Origin of the sequence: Mesorhizobium sp. CO1-1-11, assembly GCF_020164995.1 — a bacterium.
Lineage (GTDB): Bacteria > Pseudomonadota > Alphaproteobacteria > Rhizobiales > Rhizobiaceae > Mesorhizobium > Mesorhizobium australicum.
This window is the reverse complement of the sequence record NZ_JAIUHE010000042.1, coordinates 1-20,178: the sequence shown is the minus strand read 5'-3', so window position 1 is coordinate 20,178 and position 20,178 is coordinate 1. Positions and strand designations below refer to the sequence as shown.

Here is a 20,178-nt window from a genome sequence, read left to right as displayed (position 1 = left end):
CTGGTGCGGGAGCCGGCGCTGGCGCTGGTGCCGGGGCGGGGGCAGGAGCAGGTTCGGCTGGCTTGGCCGGTTCGGCGGGCTTCATCGGTTCAGCCGGTGCGGGCGCCGGAGCCGGTGTGCTGGCCGCTGGCGGCTCGGCGGGTGCCGGGTGCTCGCCACCACTTCTTCCGAAAACATAATACGCGACAATCGCCAGGATAACGACGACCAGTGCAATCAACCAAGGGCTGCCGCCACCGCCGCTCGGCCGAGGGGCATTGGTGGTCGAATTGTACGGGTCGTTTGGGTTTGGTGTGTTCGCCATAAATGTGTCCTCCGGGAAAATGAAAAAGGTCAATCAACATCCATCAACGCGCAACCGTTGAATGGGTTTCACGCTAGCGGAGGAAAACGCCGTAAACGCGGCGTTTGCGTGCCTCCGCTGCCATCCGACTCAATTGACGGCGGTGACAGTATAGCCGGCTTTGCGGAAATCCTCGACCAGTCCCTCTGGACCGGGAAGGTGCAGCGCGCCGACCGCCATGAAGGCGTTGCCCTTGGCCAGGATCGGCCCGGCATGATCGACCATTACCTTGTTGCGGCTGGTGATCATGGTTTCCTCGAAGGCGGCGTAGCCCGCGGGGTCGTCCTGCTCCTCGGGCATGGCGGCGCGGAACAGCGGCCAGAACATCCCGGTGTCGCCACGCTGGTAAAGCACGATCATGGTTTCGTTGATATCGTTGACCTTGTCGCCCAGCTTCAGCGTGTCGACCAGACCTTTCATGTGAAACGCGAGCGGCAGCGAGGCCATGGCGCGCAGCTGGCTCTCGGCCGTTTCCAATCCTTCCACCGGCTTGCCGGCCGCCTTGGCGCTCTCGGCCAGCTTGACGTCGAGCACCGGCGCGCCGCCGGACTGGCGGGCGAGTTCGCAAGCCGGAAGCGCCATCATGGCCGACAGCATCCACGGCTTCATTTTTGCGACCGTCGCCGGCGGGATGCCGCGCGCATCGAGCGCGGCGTTCATGGCCGCCGCTTCGTCCGGCGACAGCAGTGACGAAAGCGTCGTGGAGTCGGTGAACATCATCAGGTCCGGCTCCTTCAGCATCGCCGCCATCATCTTCTGCTTGTCGAGCACGTCGGTGGTCTCGATGATGAGGGTGCCGGCAGCATCGAAGGCCTTCTGCGCATAGGCCGGCAGCGTGGTGACGCGCGGATCGGTCATGTGCATGGTGCCGAACAGGTAGGATGGCTGTTCGCCCGGTTTTTCCAGCTTCCACAGCAGTCCCTTGCCGTTCAGCGTGGCAGCCGCCTCGGCCTCGATTTTGCCGTAGGTGGCGGGATTGTTCTTCTGCAAGGCCGACAGCATGTCGGCGCCGGTACAGGTCGGGATTTCCGCGTGCGCCCTGCCGGCGGCGAACAGCAGGACAGCAAGGAAGGACAGGAAAAACAGCACGTTGAGCGCGACAAGCAGTTTCAGCGAGACGGAAGCCGCACGGTCGGCGATGGCAATGACACGTTTCATGGTCCCATTCCTAGGACTGAAAAGCGGCAAAACCGTTAATCGGGGTTATGAAATTGTCCTAACCGCCCATTCTTCGTCATCCACGGGCGGAGCAAGGAGCATAGCGACGCGGCGCAGACCCCTGGAGCTGCTCCGCAGCCCAAGGGATCCATGCCGCGACTTCAGAGCACCGCCCACGGTGCAGAATTCAGCTCCGCTGCATTCCACGGCTGATGTCACGGCATGGATCCCAGGGTCTCCGCGACGGAGCTTCGCTCCTGCTTCGCCCTAGGATGACGAAGTTGGGAAGGCTTCGGCCAATCGCGAATGTTTATAATGGGCCACCGATACTGCATGGCTTTACCGACGTTCATGCCCTGGGATGGGCCGATTCGTAGATTTCCAGCAGCCTTGCGGTGTCGACGCCGGTGTAAATCTGCGTCGTCGACAGGCTGGCGTGGCCCAGGAGTTCCTGGATGGTGCGCAGATCGCCGCCTCGGCCGAGCAGATGGGTGGCGAAGGAATGGCGCAAGGCATGTGGAGTCGCCGTGTCCGGCAGGTTGAGCGCCGAACGCAGCTTCGCCATGTCACGCTGGATAATGGCCGGGTTGAGCGGGCCACCGCGCGCGCCGCGAAACAGCAGACCCTTCGGATCGAGGTGATAGGGGCACAGCCGGCGGTATTCGGCGATCGCCCTGAGCGCCACCGGCAACACCGGTACCAGCCGTGTCTTGCCGCCCTTGCCGGTGACGCGCAGCACGGTGTCGGCTTCCGACGCCAGATCAGCGGCATTGAGGCCAAGCGCTTCCGAAATGCGCAGGCCCGAGCCGTAAAGCAGCGTCAGCACGGCGGCGTTGCGGGCGGCGATCCAGGGTTCTTCCGCCAGTTGGCCTTCCACCGATACGACATATTTGGCATCGCTCGCCGTCAAAGGTTTGGGCAGGGATTTGGGTTGTCGCGGCGCGCGCAAGGCCGCGGCACCTGCCGCATTGGCGAGGCCGCGCCGCTCGAGGAACCGCAGCAGCGAGCGGATGCCGGCCAGGCCACGGCCAAGCGTGCGGGCGCCGGCGCCGGCATTGCGGCGGGCGGCGAGGAAGCCGCGCAAATCGGCCGGGCGCAGGTCGGCGATATCGGAAATGCCGGGCGGTCCGCCGAGATGGCCGGTGAGGAAGTGCAGGAACTGGCGCGAATCGCGCTCATAGGCTTCCACTGTCTCGGGTGACAGGCGACGTTCACGCGCGAGCATCTTCAGCCAGCTTTCGCGCGCGGCCTGGAGATCGGCTTTTGCCGGTATGAGGAATTCCTGCATCGGGTCTGTTCCGGTTCGCCGTCATTTTCCGGCAGCCGGGTTAGGAAGCGGTGAAGAGCCCGTTGTTGAAATGATGGCGAGGCAGCGCTAGAGCAGGGACAAAGGATTTTCGCCCATGAGCAAGCCGCAGAACCCCGTCCAGATGGCCGTAATCGGCGCCGCGCACGGCATCAAGGGCGAACTCAGGGTAAAAACCTTCACCGGCGAGCCAATGGCGCTGGCGGATTATGGGCCGCTCTACGCCAGGGATGGACGAGCCTTTCAGATAACCGACATAAGGCCTGCCAACACCGTTGTCGTGGTGCGCTTCAAGGGTGTCAGCGACCGCAATGCGGCCGAGGCGCTCGCCGGCACGGAGCTGTTCGTCGACCGTTCGATGCTGCCCGATGATGGCGAGGAGGACGAATTCTACCATGCCGACCTGATCGGGCTGGAAATCCGGGATGATACCGGCGCCGCTATCGGCAAGGTCGTCGCGGTGCACAATTTCGGCGGCGGCGACATCCTCGATGTGACGCTCGCCGGACGCAAGGGCGTGCTGATCCCGTTCACGCAGGCCGCCGTGCCTGCCGTGTCGATCGCCGAGGGCTTTGTCCGCGTCGATCCGGTGGCGGCTGGACTGGTCGAGGACGAGGACGCGGACGCGGACGCGCCGCGCGAGGAGGATTTCGACCCGAAGGGCCGGCCGCGCGGACCGCGCGGCGCCGGGGGCAACCGGTGAGTTTTGCCGCGTCGGTGCTGACGCTCTATCCCGAGATGTTTCCGGGCCCGCTTGGCCTGTCGCTGGCCGGGCGGGCGCTGGAGGCGGGCACATGGTCGCTGGATGCGATTCATATCCGCGACTTCGCCACCGACCGGCATCGCACCGTCGACGACACGCCGGCCGGCGGCGGCGCCGGCATGGTGATGCGCGCCGATGTCCTGGCGAAGGCGATCGACCATGCCTCGCCGGAGGGCGATTTGCGTCCGCGCCTGCTGATGAGCCCGCGCGGCAAACCGCTGACGCAGGCTCGCGTGCGCGAACTCGCCGCCGGGCCGGGTGCCGTCATCCTGTGCGGCCGCTTCGAAGGCGTCGACCAGCGGGTGATCGATGCACGGGGACTGGAGGAAGTCTCGATCGGCGATTTCATCCTGTCCGGCGGCGAGCCGGCGGCCCTAGTGCTGCTCGACGCCGTGGTGCGGCTGTTGCCCGGGGTGATGGGCAATGCGGTCTCCGGGGAAGAAGAGAGTTTCGAAAACGGCCTGCTCGAACATCCGCACTACACGCGACCGCAGGAATTCGAGGGCCGGGAGATTCCGGAAGTGCTGATCTCCGGCAATCACAAGAAGATCGCCGCCTGGCGCCGCGCGGAAGCCGAGAAGCTCACGCGGGAGCGGCGGCCGGACTTACTTGCCGCCTCTCAGACATAATGGTGCACCGTCACATGTCGACCACTTCAAGAGTTTTAAACTTAAAACTTATGTGATCCAACTCCGAACCAAAGTCGCCTCTTCCAAGATTAAGCTTGATATTTGCCAAAATATATCCTTCTTTAATATTCGCTGACATGGAATCTATTCTCATTCCTTCCAAGTCAGTAACATTAATTAAATATCCAGTCACGCATCCAAATATCAATCTGCAAGGTCGCTTCACATATCCGTATCTTCCTTCGTAATTCCAATTCATATCTGGAGTAACCAGCTCTGCGGTTTGAATATCAAAATCGATATTTATCCGATCTAAATTAACATCGTGGAATGAAAAAGAATTTATGAAATTCTCTGGTTTTTCGATTTTCTCCGTCGCCATTACGATACCCTATCTATTTCTGAGTCAGACTCTCAGCCCTTGGTGAAATAGTAGAAGGCCAGAAACAGGCCGACGGCGATGACGAAGCCGCGCACCACGTTCTGCGGTACGCGCTTGGCGATCCAGACACCGGCATAGCCGCCGAGCGCCCCGCCTGGGATCATGACGATCGCCTCCGGCCAGGCGACGACGCCGCCCGAGACGAAGACGACGATGGCGACAGCCGCGATGACCACGGCCAGCATGTTCTTCAGCGCGTTCAGGCGGTGGTAGTCGCCGGCTTGAGTCAGGCCGAGGGTGGCCAGCATCATCACGCCCATGCCGGCGCCGAAGAAGCCGCCATAGATGGCGGTGACGAATTGCGCCAGGGAGCCGGCGAGTGAGCCGACAGCCGCTTCGTGTCCGGGTTTCGGCGCCGGCTTCAGCCAGGGCCCGGCGGCAAACAGTGCCGTCGCGCCCAAAAGCAGCCACGGCACCAGGACGCGAAAGGACGGATTGTCGAGCGCCAGCAGGATCAGGGCGCCGGCTAGCGCGCCGACGGCCGAGATCAGGCAGAGCAGCAGCGCGCCGCGCCAGAAGTGCCTGATGTCGGCCCAGTAAGCGAGGGTCGAGGTGATGTAGCCGGGGAACTGCGTCACCGAGGAGGTGGCGTTGGCCACGATCGGGGGGACGCCGACCAGTGTCATGGCGCCGAAGGTGATGAAGGTGCCGCCGCCGGCAACCGCGTTGGCTGCGCCTGACAGAAAGCCCGCCAGGAAGAGCAGGATGGCGTCGAAAACAGACATGGATGGCCGCCGTGAAGAAGTGTGCTATTCTGGCTTAGGAAGCTTGGTGGACAGACGCAACCCGGCACGGCAGGATTAAGATGGTGCCATGCCGGGAGCCATGCCGGCAAAAAATGCATGGGCAAGGCGTGACAAAGCGCCGAAATAGCTGTATGTGCCCGCCCGTACCGGCAAGAACAAATCTGCCGGACCCGTCAACAATGACGGTGTAGTCGCCCCTGCCCGATGTCTGGGAGACAAATGTCTTGGAGACAAAGGACATAGCCGAGCGGTCAATGGAACTGCAAGGCGAGCGTAGGGCGCTCTGACTGTCGGAAGAACAAGAAGTGGATTTTTAGATGGATCTCATCCGTCAGCTCGAGGCCGAACAGGCCGCCAAGATCGAAGCCAAGCGCAAGCTTCCCGAATTCCAGCCCGGCGACACCGTGCGCGTCCAGGTCCGCGTGACCGAAGGCACCCGCACCCGCGTCCAGGCTTACGAGGGCGTCGTCATCGCCCGCGCCGGTTCCGGCTTCCAGGAAAATTTCACCGTCCGCAAGATCTCCTACGGCGAAGGCGTCGAGCGCGTGTTCCCCGTCTACTCGCCGATGGTCGAAGGCGTCGAGATCGTGCGCCGCGGCAAGGTACGTCGCGCCAAGCTCTATTACCTGCGCGATCGTCGCGGCAAGTCGGCCCGTATTTCGGAAAACACCGGCGTGCGCGCCCGCAAGCTCAATGATGAGGAGCGCGACGCGCTGAACGCCGAGAAGGCGCGCATCGAGGCCGAGAAGGTCGCAGCCGCCCAGGCGCTGGCCGCCGAGACGGCCGCCAAGGAAGCCGCCGAGAAGAAGGCAGCCGCCGAGGCTGAAGCAGCAGCCAAGGCTGCCGCCGAAGCGACCCCGGCCGAATAAGAGTTTGACGAAGGAATTTGAAAAAGGCGGCTTCGGCCGCCTTTTTTTCGTTTCACCGAACTGTGAACGGGTTCAGCCTCGGAGATCGGGGTCGGCAATTGACGCCCAATCATATTGTGTACTAACTAATCGTGCACAATCTAATTGGAGAATGGAAGATGGCACTCTACACCACACAGGCCCACGTGACGGGCGGTCGCGCCGGCCATGGCGAAACCAGCGATGGCCTGCTCAAGGTCGATCTGGCAATGCCCAAGGAGCTCGGCGGACCAGGTGGCGCGACCAATCCCGAACAGCTTTTCGCCATCGGCTATGCCGCCTGCTTCGAAAGCGCGATCCGCTTCGTGGCGCGCAAGCAGAAGCTGCCGCTCGAGGATGCAGCGGTAGCGGCCACCGTCAGCCTGCTCCCCAATGGCGAAGGCTTCAAGCTCGGCGTCGCGTTGGCAGCGGAGACGAAAGGCCTTGATCAGGCGGCGGCTGAAGCGCTTGTATCGGCGGCGCATCAGATTTGCCCCTATTCGAATGCCATCAGGGGCAATGTCGAGGTGGCGCTTTCGGTAAAGGTGGCATGACGACAAAAGTCGAAACGAAAGCCAGAGAAGCCCCGGCGGAGGCCGCCCGGGCGCACCCGGTGCCACGGCTCGATCAACAGCTCTGTTTCGCGCTCTATTCGGCGAGCGGATTGATGACCAAGCTTTACCGGCCGTTGCTCGATCCGCTCGGCCTGACCTATCCGCAATATCTGGTGATGCTGGCGCTGTGGGAACGCGCGCCGAGCACGGTCGGCGACCTTGGCGAAGCGCTCGGCCTGGATTCAGCGACGCTGACCCCGCTGCTCAAGCGAATGGAAGCGGGCGGCCTCGTCACCCGCCGGCGCGATGCCGACGACGAGCGCCGGGTGCTGGTCGAGCCGACGGCCAAGGGCCAGGCGCTGCGCGCGAACATGAAGGATGTGCAGGCGGCGCTCGATTGCGGCATGCCGCTGGAGCGGGCTGAGCTCAAAACCCTTCACGGCACGCTCACCCGCCTTGTCGCGGGATTGCGCGAAGCCGCGACCGAGCAAGATTGATCGCGGCAAGGATCGTCCTCAAAAACCGCCTCCCGGAAGCACTGGAATCCACGTCAACGCGCAAGGTCGCGCTGGACCCGTCTTGCAAGGCGCTTGCGGAAAGCTAAAGTCGGCGCCGGATTTCTCTGCCGCGCATGCATCGCGCGGCCAATCATTTCGGGGAGTGTGTCATGACCAAATCGAAATTGCTGTTGGCCGGCCTGTTGGCCCTGGTCCTGGCGCCCGTTGCCGCCTTCGCGCAGGCGCTGCCCGATCTCGGCGGCAGACAAGTGGTGGTGGTGACCGAGAACGCCTATCCGCCGCTGCAGTTCATCGACGCCAAGACGGGAAAACAGATCGGCTGGGAATATGACGCGATGAACGAGATCGCCAAGCGGCTCAATTTCAAGGTCGAGTACCAGAACACCTCCTGGGATGCGATGATCCAGGCGGTTTCCGACAACCAGTACAACATCGGCATGACCGGCATCACCATCAAGGACGACCGCAAGCAGAAGGTGGATTTCTCCGACCCCTATATGCGCTCGGAACAGTTCATGCTGGTGCGCGGCGATGAACGCCGCTTCACCGACGCCAAGACCTTCGGCGCCTTCAAGGACGGACTGATTGGCGCACAGGCAGGCACCACGCCCTTCTACACCGCCGTCTACAGTGTGCTCGACGGCAATGAGCAAAACCCGCGCATCAAACTGTTCGAGACGTTTGGCGCCACCGTCCAGGCACTGAAGTCCGGCGACGTCGATGTCGTGCTGACCGACGGCACCGCCGGCAAGGGTTATGTCGATGCTTCGGAGGGCAAGCTGAAGCTGATCGGCGGCCCGCTCGGCACCGAGGATTTCGGCTTCATCTTCCCCAAGGGCTCCGACCTCGTGAAGCCGGTCAACGCGGCGATCGCAGCGCTGAAGGCGGATGGCACCTTCGATGCGCTGAACAAGAAGTGGTTCCTTGATTACAAGATGGGGCAGTGAGCCAATCTTGTTGAGGGCGTGGTCTGATGGGCAGGGATTTGCGTTGGCGCGTCCCTCTCGCAGTTCTTGCGTCGCCGACCTCTGCTAATGGCAGCCCCCACCATTTCCAAACCCGACTTCCCCTGGTGGCTCGCCGTTGCCGGTGTCCTTGCGCTGGCGGCCGCCCTCGCCATCGCCGCCAGCGATCTCTATGCGCAGGTCTTCGCCACTGTCGCCAAGGGCATCGGCATCACCATCTTCGTCACCGTGATCGCCTTTGTCCTGGCGTCGGTGATCGGCCTCGGCATCGCTTTGATGGGACTGTCGGGTTCGGCCTGGCTGCGGCAGATCGCGCGCTTCTATGTCGAGATCATTCGCGGCGTGCCGATCCTGGTGCTGCTGTTCTGGATAGCCTTTGCCGGCGCGCCGGCCTTCGTCGCGGCCTGGAACGGGCTGACCGCGCCATTGCAGAATGCCGGCGTCCTCGGCGAATTGCTGGTGCGTGACGTGTCGTTGCTGTGGCGTGCCATCATGGCGCTGACCATCGGCTATTCGGCCTTTATCTCCGAGGTTTTTCGCGCCGGCATCCAGTCGGTCGAGAAAGGACAGATCGAGGCAGCGAAGGCCTTGGGGCTGAGCCGTGCGCAGCGCTTCCGGCTGGTCGTGTTCCCACAGGCGATCCGCACCATCCTGCCGCCGCTCGGCAATGATTTCGTCGCCCTGGTCAAGGATTCCTCGCTGGTCTCGGTGCTCGGCGTGGCCGACATCACGCAGATGGGCAAAGTGTATGCCGCCGGCTCGTTCCGCTTCTTCGAGACCTATTCGATAACAGCCTATATCTATCTCATCCTCACCGTCGGCCTGTCGCTGGCGCTCAGGGCGCTGGAGCGGCGGCTGCGCCGCCAGCACGCGGAATAGTTTTTGGGCCGGGACAGCGTTACGCTCGGCTGCTTGCCGGAGGAGGAGCTGCCAGTGAACATCGACAAGGCCAATGCGGCGCTGGATTCGGTCTACACGGCCGATACGCCCGAAACGCTGGCGCGGGCCTATGCCGCATGGGCCGCGACCTATGATGGCGAAACCGCCTCGCTCGGGTATCTCCTGCCGTTCCTGATCACCGCCTGGGTTACCCGCCACGTGCCTGCGGGAGAAGGGCCGCTGCTCGACGCCGGCTGCGGCACGGGCCTGTCGGGACCGTCGCTGAAGGCGCTCGGCTACAGCGACATTGCCGGACTCGACCTGTCGGACGACATGCTCAAGATCGCCGGCAGCCGCAGTGCCTACAGCGAGCTGAAGCAGGCAATGCTGGGCGGGCCGCTGCCATGGCCGGACGGGTATTTCCGCGCCTTCTTCTCCACCGGTGTGTTCACCATCAGCCACGCGCCGGCCACCGGCCTGCACGAACTGGTGCGCATCACAAAAAAGGGCGGCCACGCCATCTTCACGGTGCGCGACCAGGTGTTTGAGAGTGGCGGTTTTCAGGCTGTGTTCGATGAGTTGGAACAGGCAGCGAAATGGCGGGCGGTTGAGGCAAGCCCGTGGTTTCGCTGTTACGCCATCGCCGAGCCCGACGCGCTGGTGAAGACTTTTGTCTTTGAGGTGATGTAAGCCGAGGGAAGAAGTGCTGGCGACATGCCGCAATTGCCGAAAAGCCAAAACATTGCTATCTAGCCCGCCATGGAAAAGCTTTTCAGCGATCCGGCCTACAAGGGGTTCGTGCTGCAGGACAGAAAACGCCTGCCGTCGCGCTTTTCCGCGCGCGTGTCCGGCGCCCTGACCAGCCGACTTCGCTGATCCCTGCCGGCCGGCCGCGGGCTTGCGGCATCAGCTCTTTCCCATTCTCATATCGACGGATTTACGCACATGAGCGCACCGCGCACCCTCTACGACAAGATTTTCGACGACCATGTCGTCGACCGCCAGGACGACGGCACCTGCCTGCTCTACATCGACCGCCACCTCGTCCATGAGGTGACCAGCCCACAGGCCTTCGAAGGCCTGCGCATGAGCGGCCGGAAAGTCCGTCACCCGGAAAAGACGCTGGCCGTGGTCGACCACAATGTCTCGACCTCGCCCGAGCGCAAGTTCGGCATCAAGAACGAGGAAAGCCGCATCCAGGTCGAAGCGCTGGCCAAGAACGCCAGGGATTTCGGCGTCGAATATTATTCGGAGAACGATATCCGCCAGGGCATCGTCCACATCATCGGCCCCGAGCAGGGCTTTACGCTGCCCGGCATGACCATCGTCTGCGGCGACAGCCACACTTCGACGCACGGTGCCTTCGGCGCGCTGGCGCATGGCATCGGCACGTCCGAGGTCGAGCACGTGCTGGCGACGCAGACGCTGATCCAGCGCAAGGCCAAGAACATGCTGGTGCGCGTCGACGGCCAGCTGCCGGAAGGCGTCACCGCCAAGGACATCATCCTTGCCATCATCGGCGAGATCGGCACCGCCGGCGGCACCGGCTATGTCATCGAATATGCCGGCGAGGCGATCCGTGCGCTGTCGATGGAAGGCCGCATGACAATCTGCAACATGTCGATCGAGGGCGGCGCGCGCGCCGGCCTGATCGCGGCCGACGAGACCACCTTCGCCTATGTCAAGGACAAGCCGCGCGCGCCGAAGGGCGCTGCCTGGGACGCGGCCCTCGAATACTGGAAGACGCTGCAGACCGACGAAGGCGCGCATTTCGACAAGGTGATCGTGCTCGACGCGGCCAAGCTGCCGCCGATCGTCTCCTGGGGCTCCTCGCCCGAGGATGTCGTCTCCGTGCAAGGCATCGTGCCGAACCCGGAAGACATCATCGACGAGAACAAGCGCACCTCCAAGCTGCGCGCGCTCGACTATATGGGCCTGACGCCGGGGACGAAGATCACCGACATCACGCTCGACCGCGTCTTCATCGGCTCCTGCACCAACGGCCGCATCGAGGATCTGCGCGCCGTCGCCAAGGTGGTCGAAGGCAAGACAGTCAGCCCGCATGTCGACGCCATGATCGTGCCGGGCTCCGGGCTGGTCAAGGAGCAGGCCGAAGCCGAGGGGCTGGACAAGATCTTCCGCGCCGCCGGGTTCGACTGGCGCGAGCCGGGCTGTTCGATGTGCCTGGCCATGAACGACGACCGGCTGAAGCCGCATGAGCGCTGCGCCTCGACCTCGAACCGCAATTTCGAGGGCCGCCAGGGCTTCAAGGGCCGCACCCATCTGGTGTCGCCGGCCATGGCGGCGGCGGCGGCGATTGCCGGCCACTTCGTCGACATTCGCGACTGGAAATAAGCCAGGCTGGAGTTGACCCGAGCCTTTGCGGGGCTCGGGTCAGGCCTTCCTGTCGCGCCGGATGAGTTCGTGGAATTCCTCGCGGCGCCCAGGTTCGTCCACCGCGACCACGAGCGCCAGCTGCTCTTCGTCGAAGAGCTTGAACCACTCGTCCCATTCGACAAGCTCATAACCGCCAGCGTTGACGGGCCGTTCCGGCTGGTCCTGATCCTGATAGGCGTGCTGGCCGAAGACCAGCCTAAGCATGGGCTGCGTCCCAGCCTCTGGCGATATGTCGACGATCGCGGGAAAGCCGGCACGCCCGGCAGCCCATGAACGGATTGCATCGTGGTCGGTCAATGTGATCGTGTCGGCCATGGCCTGCTCCTGGATTGTGAGTTCAGGAACGCTTCCGACAGCACCGGGTTCCCGCAAACATACGGCGCCGACAGCCCAGGCTTAACGGCTTGTTTGGGCTTGCCCTCTAAGGTCTTCCGTGACGTCAGCAGAGGGGAAGTCACAGTCCTTTGGACACCGGCCTGTTCATAGCGTTGCTCAACCCGACGATCGCATTGGCGCTCGGCGCGGCCTTCCTCATGCTGTGGTTCCATCAGCGCCATCGCCCCTATCTGGCGGTGCTGGCGCTCAGCTACTGCGTCTCGGCGCCCGGCTTCCTGTTCCAATATTTCACCTTGCCCATCGGTGTGACGCTGACCAAGCTGGTGTCGAACATCTGCTTCACCATCGCCGCCTGCTGCCTGTCCGGCGCCATCATCGCCCGCTACGGCAGGAAGGTGCCCGGCGTCGGGATCGCCGTGCTGGCGGGCGGCGGCCTTGCGGCATTCGCGTGGTTCCTGTTCGTCACCCCGGATCTCACCTGGCGCATCCTGGCGATGAATTTCGGTTTCGGCGGCGTCAGCCTGCTCGTCGCCGCCGAACTGCGCCCGGTGCGCAACAACGGCCCGACAGAAAAGATCCTGTTCGTGCTGTCGCTGCTGTCCAGCGTCAATTTCTTCGTGCGCACCCTGGCGGTCGTCATCGCGCACGGGCCCTTCGCCGGTTATGACGGCTTCTACGGCTCGTCCTACTGGACGACGGCGCTGCTGTCGCACGCGCTGCTGTCGCTGCTGATCGCGCTTTGCCTCTTCACCGCCGCCGCGCTCGACGTGATGAAGGCGCTGAAGACGGAAACCCACACCGATCCGCTTTCGGGGCTGCTCAACCGCCGGGGTTTCGAGGAGCGCGCCGCCATGCTGCTGCAGCGTTGCGCCGTGGCCAAATTCCCGGTGGCGCTGGTGCTGGCGGACCTCGACCATTTCAAGGCGCTCAACGATATGCACGGGCATGCCGCCGGCGACCGCGTGATCGCGGATTTCGCCGGGAAGCTGCGCTCGGCCACGGGAGCACGAGGTGCCGCGGGGCGTATCGGCGGCGAGGAATTCGCCGTGCTTTTGCCGCTGACCGATCTCGCCGCGGCGCGGCTGTTCGCCGAGGCGGTGCGCACACTCTATTCGGCTGGCGGCGTCGACGGGCTTCCCGCCGGCACCAAGGTCACCGCCAGCTTCGGCGTGGCGGCCCGCAGCGGCGAGGAGACGCTGGAACCGTTGATGCGACGGGCCGACGAGGCGCTTTACAAGGCCAAGAAAAACGGTCGCGACAGCGTGCGCCTCTCCTACGAGCGACCGGAGACGGTGTTCGTGCCTGAGCCGCTCAGGGCCAGCTGACCGCCGCGTCCGGGCTTCGCGTTAACGTCTTTTTCGCCCGTCGATGTTTAGCTGTCGGAGGGGGTTTGAGGATAGATGAGCGGCGCCAACTTCATCCTGTTGATCAATCTGGCGGTTGCCGGCCTGCTGGCGGTATCCTTCATGGCTGTCTCGTTCCATGATGCCGGCCGCGCGCCGGCGCGCTGGATGGCGTCAGCTTATGTCCTGGGCGTGGTCTATTCGGCGATCGAATTCAGCATTCCGGCCTTCAACGATGCACGGCTTCCTGTGGTTACCGCCTTTGCCGTTTTCCTCGGCGCCACCATTGCCTTCAACGGCGGACTTGCCCGCAAATATGGCGTGGCGCCGCCATGGACGCCGATGCTGTTCTTCCTGGCCGCAACCACCATCGCGGTCTATTTCGTGCAGGATCTGCCGCGCCAGTCGCTCACCCGCATCATGGCCTACCAGCTTCCCTACGCCGCCATGCAGTTCGTTGGCCTTGGCATCGTCTGGGCGTCTAGGCAAAGCCGCGGTCGCCTCGATCTGATCCTGATGGCGGTGCTGGCGGCCAGCGGCCTGCAGTTTGCCTCAAAGCCGTTCATCGCGCATGCGCTCGGCGGCTGGGGCGCCAATCCGCAGGCCTATCTGCAAAGCAGCTACGCGCTGGTGTCGCAGTCGCTGGGCACTGTCTTTGCCCTGGCACTGGCGCTGCTGACGCTGGGCATTCTCGTTCGCGATGTGCTTGCCGAAGTGACGTCGAAGTCGGAGGTGGACACGCTGTCGGGCCTGCTCAACCGTGGCGGCTTCACGCGTCATGCGGAGCTGGCCGTACACGACGCCACGCGCCTGGGCGTGCCGGTGGCGATGGTCATTGCCGATCTCGATCATTTCAAGTCCGTCAACGACAGCTTCGGCCATGCCTCCGGCGACCGGGTGATCGAGGCCTTTGCCGGCCTGCTGCGAGAAGCGGCCGAGGGCCATCACGTGGTTGGCCGCATCGGTGGCGAGGAGTTCGCCGTTATCCTGACAGGCGCCAACCTTGCAGCCGCCCGGCTGTTCGCGGAAGGCACCCGCCACGCGTTCGGCGCATTGCCCATCAGCGGGTTGCCGGCCGACAGCCGCTGCACGTCGAGCTTCGGCATTGCCGAGCTCCACGTGAGCGAGGGGTTTTCCGACCTGATGCGGCGCGCGGATGAAGCGCTCTACCTGGCAAAGAATGCCGGGCGCGACTGCGTGCGTGTCTCCACCGGGCCGGCCGATGGGCTGGCCGTGTTCAAAATCGGCAAGGCCCGCATCAACGGCAGGGGCTGAGCTCCGGCATTTCGCCGTCGGACAGGCCGTACATATAGGAGCGGCCCTTGACGAACACCGGCGGGCGATAGCAGTCGCCTTCGCCCGATATGTCGTCGGATTCGTTCTGGTAGATCACCTTGGGCTGGCCGGCGCTGGTGTAGTCGGACAATTGCCTGGCCAGCTTGCCTTCGCCGACGATGATGCGCTTGTAGCCGGCTGCGCTGTCGATGACGAGATTGCCGAACGAATCGGCGTAGACGCGGTCATGATGGCGCAAGCCGGCCTCGGCCGGCGCGGCCACCGTGACGGCAAGCGCTGCCAGCGTGAGGGCCGCGAGGCTTGTCCGCACTGATTTGGCCCGCGTTGATTTAGAACCCACTGATTTAGCCCGCACTGATCTAGAACGCATGTCGCTCTCCCTTTGTCGGCGCGAGAGAGATCGCGCCCCGATCTGGTCCGAATCGGAAATTAACCCTTTCTTAACCTTTGTTAAGGGGAGGAGCGGCCCGACGGCCGTTTCTTAATGAAGATGGTTAATTTCGCGGTCGCCGCCGATGTCCCCAATGGATCGACATGGCCGGTCTAATCCGGGGTGAACTTGATCTTGGCGCGCCGCGTGGCTAGCGTGCCCGGCCATGAGGGGGCAGCACATGATGTTTGACCGAACGCTTCGGATGTCGTTCGCTATTCCGCTGCTTCTCGCGGCCGGCGCCTGTGTGCCGGAGGACGGCGCGCCCAAGGCCGCCAACACAGCAACACCCGTGGTGGCGCCTGCTGCTCCCGTCCAGCAACAGTCCGCGCGACTGGCGACCAAGATCACCACCGACCTCACCGCCCCACGCTTCACCACGGGCACGGCCACCTACAGATGCGGCAATGGCGGCATGATCACCATTCAGAATCTCGGCACGTCGCTGCGCGTGGTCGGCCAGGAAGGCGCCACCGAGGAGTTCGCGGCGTCACCGGCAAACCAGAGCAGCCGCTACCAGGCGGTCACGCATGACGCAATCGTGATCGACGGACGCGAGGCGCTGGTGATGAAGAAGGGATCGACGCCGCAGACCTGCACCCGGTGAGCCAAATCTCGACACGGCCGCGCCCCTGGCGAGACATGCTGCACTGCAGCGATATCAAGCCGGCTTCGGCCGTTCGCCCGCTAATCGATTGAAGCCGCATCCGGCTTTTAGTCAGACTAAATTACGTTTTCGAAACGGTTTTCTGGCTTTGACGCGGTGCAAAAAGAGCATTAGAAACCGGCTGTCCGAAGTCGCAACCGGAAGCGGCAATGCCGCATTTCCACCTGAGGCGGCAGACGCCGAACTGGGGCAGCCATGAGCAAATCACCAGCCACCCAAGCCAGACGCGAAAGGCCGCTTTCGCCGCACCTGAGCGTGTACCGGCCGCCGATCACCATGACGATGTCGATCATCCATCGCATCACCGGGGGCGCGCTTTACTTCGGCACGCTGCTGGTTGCCGTCTGGCTGATGGCGGCGGCATCCTCGCAGCCGGCTTTCGATTGGGTGAACTGGGCCTTCGGCACCTGGATCGGGCGGCTGATCCTGTTCGGCTATAGCTGGGCGCTGATGCATCACATGCTGGGCGGTGTCCGCCATCTGATCTGGGACACCGGCGCCGGGCTTGAAAAACACACGGCCTCGAAGATCGCCTGGGCGACGCTTGCCGGCTCGGTTCTGCTCACGCTGCTGATCTGGGTCGCCGGCACCATAGCGCGGGGAGCTTTGTGATGAGTGCGAAGAACACCGACATGCGCACCCCGCTGGCCAGGGTGCGCGGCCTGGGCTCTGCCCGCGAAGGCACCGGGCATTTCTGGCGCCAGCGATTGACGGCGATCGCCAACATCCCGCTGATCCTGTTTTTCACCGGGTTCCTGATCGCGCTCAACGGCGCCGGCTATGCACAGGTGCGGGCAGCGCTCGCCAACCCGTTCGTAGCACTGGTGATGGCCCTGGTGCTCATCTCGCCGCTCTATCATATGCGTATCGGCATGCAGGTGATCATCGAGGACTATGTGCATGGCGAAGGCATGAAGCTGACGCTGATCGCCCTCAACACATTCTTCACCATAGCAGTCGGCGTCGCTTCGCTCTTCGCCCTGCTGAAACTGGCATTCGGAGGCTGAAGTCTTGGCCCAGGACACGAAATCAGCCAACGCGGCAGGCTACACCTTTGTCGATCACAAGTTCGACGTGGTCGTCGTCGGCGCCGGCGGCGCCGGGCTGCGCGCCACGCTTGGCATGGCCGAACAGGGCCTGCGCACCGCCTGCATCACCAAGGTGTTCCCGACCCGCTCGCACACGGTTGCCGCGCAAGGCGGCATCGCCGCGTCGCTGTCCAACATGGGCCCGGATTCCTGGCAGTGGCACATGTACGACACCGTCAAGGGCTCGGACTGGCTGGGCGATGTCGACGCCATGGAATATCTGGTGCGCGAAGCCCCGGCGGCCGTTTACGAACTCGAACATTACGGCGTGCCGTTCTCGCGCACCGAAGAGGGCAAGATCTACCAGCGGCCGTTCGGCGGCCACATGATGAACTATGGCGACGGGCCGCCGGTGCAGCGCACCTGTGCGGCCGCCGACCGCACCGGCCATGCCATCCTGCACACGCTCTACGGCCAGTCGCTGAAGAACAACGCGCAGTTCTTCATCGAGTATTTCGCGCTCGATCTGATCATGGAACCGGACGGCACCTGCACCGGCGTCGTGGCGTGGAATCTGGACGACGGCACCATCCACCGCTTCTCGGCCAAGATGGTGGTGCTGGCGACCGGCGGCTATGGGCGCGCCTATTTTTCGGCGACCTCGGCGCACACCTGCACCGGCGACGGTGGCGGCATGGCGGCGCGGGCGGGGTTCCCGTTGCAGGACATGGAGTTCGTGCAGTTTCACCCGACCGGTATCTATGGCGCCGGCTGCCTGATTACCGAGGGCGCGCGCGGCGAGGGCGGCTATCTCGTCAACTCCGAGGGCGAACGCTTCATGGAGCGCTACGCACCGTCGGCCAAGGACCTCGCCTCGCGCGATGTCGTCTCGCGCTGCATGACGCTGGAAATTCGCGAAGGCCGCGGCGTCGGCAAGGCCAAGGACCACATCTTCCTGCACCTCGATCATCTCGATCCGGCGGTCTTGCACGAAAGGCTTCCAGGCATTTCGGAGTCGGCGAAAATCTTCGTCGGCGTCGACCTGACCAAGGAGCCGATCCCGGTGCTGCCGACGGTGCACTACAATATGGGCGGCGTGCCGACCAACTATTGGGGCGAGGTGCTCAATCCAAACGCGGACAACCCCGACCGGGTCTCGCCCGGCCTGATGGCGGTCGGCGAGGCCGGTTGCGCTTCCGTGCACGGCGCCAACCGGCTTGGCTCGAACTCGCTGATCGACCTGGTGGTGTTCGGCCGCGCCGCGGCGATCCGCGCCGGCCAGGTCATCGACCGCAAGGCGGCGATCCCGTCGCCCAACCAGGCTTCGGTCGACAAGATCATGGATCGCTTCGACCGGCTCCGCCACGCCAACGGCTCGACGCCGACGGCTGTCCTTCGTGAAAAGATGCAAAAGGCGATGCAGGAAGATGCCGCCGTGTTCCGCACGCAGGAATCGCTCGAAAACGGCTGCAAGCGTATTTCGGAAATCTGGACCGAGCTCAAGGATGTCAAAGTCTTCGACCGCTCGATGATCTGGAACTCGGACCTGGTCGAGACTCTGGAACTGGAAAACCTGATGGCCAACGCCATCACCACCGTCTACGGCGCCGAGGCGCGCAAGGAGAGCCGAGGCGCGCATGCTCGGGAAGATTTTTCCGCCCGCGACGACGCCAACTGGCGCAAGCATACGCTCGCCCATCTCAGCGAGGACGGCGCGGTGACGCTGACCTATCGGCCGGTGCACACCGAGCCGCTTTTGGCCGAAAAGGACGGCGGCATCAGTCTGGCCAAGATAGCGCCGAAGGCCAGGGTGTACTGAGGATGGCGACGGCGGCGGGATATTCCGGTACGTCCCTTCCGGCTAAGCTCGGCCTGAAGGATGGGATGATTGCCGCCTTCATCGCCCTGCCGCCGGAACTCACGGACCTCGCCGAGGCCGTCGATTTCGCCGAGGTCGACCGGCTGGCCGAATGGTCCGACATTTCGGGCGCGGTGCTGAAATACGACGCTGTCCACGCCTTCACCAGACAGCGCGCCGAGATCGAGGATCGCCTCGGCGCACTCGAGGCGGCGATCAAGCGCGACGGCATGGTCTGGGTCTCCTGGCCAAAGAAGGCCTCGAAAGTGGCCACCGACGTCACCGAGGGCGTTGTCCGTGCTGAAGCGCTCAAGCTCGACCTTGTCGACGTCAAGGTCGCCGCCGTGAACGAAATCTGGTCCGGGCCGAAGCTCGTCATCCGAAAGGACCTGAGATAATGGTCGAACTCACGCTCCCAAAGAACTCGAAGGTCCAGCAGGGCAAGACCTGGCCGAAGCCGGAGGGTGCCACCAATCTCAGGGAATACCGCATCTATCGCTGGTCGCCGGACGACGACGAGAACCCGCGCATGGACACCTACTTCGTCGATATGGACGATTGCGGGCCGATGGTGCTCGACGCGCTGCTGTGGATCAAGAACAAGATCGACCCGACGCTGACCTTGCGCCGCTCCTGCCGCGAAGGCATTTGCGGTTCCTGCGCCATGAACATCGACGGCTCGAACACGCTCGCCTGCACCAAGGGCTGCGACGACATATCGGGCGCGATCAAGATCTATCCGCTTCCGCATATGCCCGTGATCAAGGATCTGGTGCCCGATCTTGCCAATTTCTACGCCCAGCACGCCTCCATCGAGCCATGGCTGAAGACGGTGTCGCCAACGCCGGCCAAGGAATGGCTGCAGAGCCACGAGGACCGCGAAAAGCTCGACGGGCTTTACGAGTGCATATTGTGCGCCTGCTGCTCGACCTCGTGCCCGAGCTACTGGTGGAACGGCGACCGCTATCTCGGCCCGGCGACGCTGCTGCAGGCCTATCGCTGGCTGATCGACAGCCGCGACGAGGCCAAGGGGGAACGGCTCGACAATCTCGAAGACCCGTTCCGGCTCTATCGCTGCCACACCATCATGAACTGCGCGCAGACCTGCCCGAAGGGGCTCAATCCCGCGAAGGCGATCGCCGAGATCAAGAAGATGATGGTGGAGAGAAGGGTTTAGGTTCGGCGGAGGACAAGCCGGCCGGCTGATCGAGAATCGGTACTCGCCTGAAATACACGGCGGCCATCCTCACCAACAATGCGCTGAGATCAAGGATCCCTCAGCGCCGTCGAAGCGGCTACCAGGCGCCACGGCACGGCCTGGATATGTGGCGCGCCCATCATTGTTTTCATACACGTTGCTTGCCCAAAACCGAGGTGATTTTCGGGACGACTTACATTAGAGAAACCTCATTAATCAGCTGTCATCTCTACACTATGACGTGACGTTACCTTAGTATAGCGTTAAGAGATTCTCGATAGATACTTCGGAAGTCGTCGCTCGAGTACAGAGTATGAGTGGATTTCCTGCGGTTCGTTACTGGCCAATAGGACCGTTGGTTAGGCCGTGAACTCATAAGCCGCGGTTTACCGGCTTCGGGATGAGATGTGGTCGATCACGCCACTTCCTTGGACA

Annotated in this window: 23 protein-coding genes and 1 pseudogene; 17 read left to right on the top strand and 7 right to left on the bottom strand. The window is 63.4% G+C overall.

All coding sequences use genetic code 11. The annotated features are described in order from the left end of the window. The 3 genes and pseudogenes from LB554_RS28950 to LB554_RS28940 all read right to left on the bottom strand — a co-directional run. Positions 1–304, bottom strand: a pseudogene (locus LB554_RS28950) (hypothetical protein); the annotation flags it as partial. A 129-nt stretch (positions 305–433) separates the two neighbouring features. Next, entirely contained in the window at positions 434–1,501 is a 1,068-nt protein-coding gene (locus LB554_RS28945; protein ID WP_015315019.1) for a TraB/GumN family protein, read from the bottom strand. Positions 1,502–1,850: 349 nt separating this feature from the next. Then, positions 1,851–2,789 (bottom strand): tyrosine recombinase XerC, encoded by a 939-nt coding sequence (locus LB554_RS28940; protein ID WP_224588216.1) that lies wholly within the window; start codon positions 2,787–2,789, stop codon positions 1,851–1,853. A gap of 115 nt (positions 2,790–2,904) precedes the next feature. Here LB554_RS28940 and rimM point away from each other — a divergent pair, with 115 nt between their 5' ends. Both rimM and trmD read left to right on the top strand, forming a co-directional pair. Next, entirely contained in the window at positions 2,905–3,510 is a 606-nt protein-coding gene (gene rimM, locus LB554_RS28935) for a ribosome maturation factor RimM (protein WP_224588215.1), read from the top strand. Further along, complete coding sequence (trmD, locus tag LB554_RS28930; protein WP_140618328.1) at positions 3,507–4,199, top strand: tRNA (guanosine(37)-N1)-methyltransferase TrmD; 693 nt, start codon at positions 3,507–3,509, stop codon at positions 4,197–4,199. Before rimM ends, trmD begins: the two co-directional genes overlap by 4 nt. A gap of 10 nt (positions 4,200–4,209) precedes the next feature. Here the strand turns inward: trmD and LB554_RS28925 are convergent, their stop codons facing one another. Further along, positions 4,210–4,581, bottom strand: a complete 372-nt coding sequence (locus tag LB554_RS28925; RefSeq protein ID WP_224588214.1) for a hypothetical protein — start codon at positions 4,579–4,581, stop codon at positions 4,210–4,212. Between the two features lie 32 nt (positions 4,582–4,613). Next, positions 4,614–5,366, bottom strand: coding sequence for a sulfite exporter TauE/SafE family protein (locus LB554_RS28920; protein ID WP_140618332.1), 753 nt, complete (start codon positions 5,364–5,366; stop codon positions 4,614–4,616). Between the two features lie 338 nt (positions 5,367–5,704). Between LB554_RS28920 and rplS the strand changes: the two genes are divergently transcribed. The 7 genes from rplS to leuC all read left to right on the top strand — a co-directional run bounded on the left by rplS (position 5,705) and on the right by leuC (position 11,545). Then, complete coding sequence (gene rplS / locus LB554_RS28915) at positions 5,705–6,256, top strand: 50S ribosomal protein L19 (protein ID WP_013892267.1); 552 nt, start codon at positions 5,705–5,707, stop codon at positions 6,254–6,256. A gap of 158 nt (positions 6,257–6,414) precedes the next feature. Continuing rightward, complete coding sequence (locus tag LB554_RS28910; RefSeq protein WP_140660458.1) at positions 6,415–6,828, top strand: organic hydroperoxide resistance protein; 414 nt, start codon at positions 6,415–6,417, stop codon at positions 6,826–6,828. Beyond that, positions 6,825–7,325, top strand: coding sequence for a MarR family winged helix-turn-helix transcriptional regulator (locus LB554_RS28905; RefSeq protein ID WP_015315025.1), 501 nt, complete (start codon positions 6,825–6,827; stop codon positions 7,323–7,325). The genes LB554_RS28910 and LB554_RS28905 overlap by 4 nt, the downstream gene beginning before the upstream one ends. A gap of 170 nt (positions 7,326–7,495) precedes the next feature. After that, complete coding sequence (locus LB554_RS28900; protein ID WP_224588213.1) at positions 7,496–8,293, top strand: transporter substrate-binding domain-containing protein; 798 nt, start codon at positions 7,496–7,498, stop codon at positions 8,291–8,293. Positions 8,294–8,380: 87 nt separating this feature from the next. Further along, positions 8,381–9,190, top strand: a complete 810-nt coding sequence (locus LB554_RS28895) for an amino acid ABC transporter permease (protein WP_224588212.1) — start codon at positions 8,381–8,383, stop codon at positions 9,188–9,190. A gap of 54 nt (positions 9,191–9,244) precedes the next feature. Then, the gene (locus LB554_RS28890; RefSeq protein WP_224588211.1) at positions 9,245–9,880 is read left to right on the top strand and encodes a class I SAM-dependent DNA methyltransferase; all 636 of its coding nucleotides are present in this window, start codon (positions 9,245–9,247) and stop codon (positions 9,878–9,880) included. Positions 9,881–10,135: 255 nt separating this feature from the next. Next, positions 10,136–11,545 (top strand): 3-isopropylmalate dehydratase large subunit, encoded by a 1,410-nt coding sequence (gene leuC, locus LB554_RS28885; RefSeq protein ID WP_224588210.1) that lies wholly within the window; start codon positions 10,136–10,138, stop codon positions 11,543–11,545. A 39-nt stretch (positions 11,546–11,584) separates the two neighbouring features. Here the strand turns inward: leuC and LB554_RS28880 are convergent, their stop codons facing one another. After that, the gene (locus LB554_RS28880; protein WP_140660461.1) at positions 11,585–11,902 is read right to left on the bottom strand and encodes a hypothetical protein; all 318 of its coding nucleotides are present in this window, start codon (positions 11,900–11,902) and stop codon (positions 11,585–11,587) included. Positions 11,903–12,051: 149 nt separating this feature from the next. Here LB554_RS28880 and LB554_RS28875 point away from each other — a divergent pair, with 149 nt between their 5' ends. Both LB554_RS28875 and LB554_RS28870 read left to right on the top strand, forming a co-directional pair. Then, on the top strand, positions 12,052–13,248 hold the full coding sequence (locus LB554_RS28875; protein WP_224588209.1) for a sensor domain-containing diguanylate cyclase: 1,197 nt from the start codon (positions 12,052–12,054) through the stop codon (positions 13,246–13,248). Between the two features lie 75 nt (positions 13,249–13,323). Then, on the top strand, positions 13,324–14,541 hold the full coding sequence (locus tag LB554_RS28870; protein WP_224588208.1) for a sensor domain-containing diguanylate cyclase: 1,218 nt from the start codon (positions 13,324–13,326) through the stop codon (positions 14,539–14,541). Here LB554_RS28870 and LB554_RS28865 read toward each other — a convergent pair. Then, complete coding sequence (locus LB554_RS28865; protein ID WP_224588207.1) at positions 14,525–14,932, bottom strand: hypothetical protein; 408 nt, start codon at positions 14,930–14,932, stop codon at positions 14,525–14,527. The two genes, LB554_RS28870 and LB554_RS28865, sit on opposite strands and share 17 nt — an antisense overlap. 241 nt (positions 14,933–15,173) lie before the next feature. Here LB554_RS28865 and LB554_RS28860 point away from each other — a divergent pair, with 241 nt between their 5' ends. The 6 genes from LB554_RS28860 (at position 15,174) to LB554_RS28835 (ending at position 19,722) form a co-directional block, all read left to right on the top strand. Beyond that, positions 15,174–15,599: a hypothetical protein gene (locus tag LB554_RS28860; protein WP_224588206.1), complete on the top strand. Its 426-nt coding sequence runs from the start codon at positions 15,174–15,176 to the stop codon at positions 15,597–15,599. Between the two features lie 255 nt (positions 15,600–15,854). Next, positions 15,855–16,271, top strand: coding sequence for a succinate dehydrogenase, cytochrome b556 subunit (gene sdhC / locus LB554_RS28855; RefSeq protein WP_140660463.1), 417 nt, complete (start codon positions 15,855–15,857; stop codon positions 16,269–16,271). After that, a complete protein-coding gene (gene sdhD / locus LB554_RS28850) occupies positions 16,271–16,666 on the top strand; it encodes a succinate dehydrogenase, hydrophobic membrane anchor protein (protein ID WP_015315037.1) in 396 nt (131 codons plus the stop codon). Before sdhC ends, sdhD begins: the two co-directional genes overlap by 1 nt. A 4-nt stretch (positions 16,667–16,670) precedes the next feature. Continuing rightward, positions 16,671–18,506, top strand: a complete 1,836-nt coding sequence (sdhA, locus tag LB554_RS28845) for a succinate dehydrogenase flavoprotein subunit (protein ID WP_224588203.1) — start codon at positions 16,671–16,673, stop codon at positions 18,504–18,506. 2 nt (positions 18,507–18,508) lie between these two features. Then, entirely contained in the window at positions 18,509–18,943 is a 435-nt protein-coding gene (locus tag LB554_RS28840; RefSeq protein ID WP_224588201.1) for a DUF3052 domain-containing protein, read from the top strand. Continuing rightward, a complete protein-coding gene (locus LB554_RS28835; RefSeq protein ID WP_224588199.1) occupies positions 18,943–19,722 on the top strand; it encodes a succinate dehydrogenase iron-sulfur subunit in 780 nt (259 codons plus the stop codon). Before LB554_RS28840 ends, LB554_RS28835 begins: the two co-directional genes overlap by 1 nt. Positions 19,723–20,178 lie beyond the last annotated feature (456 nt).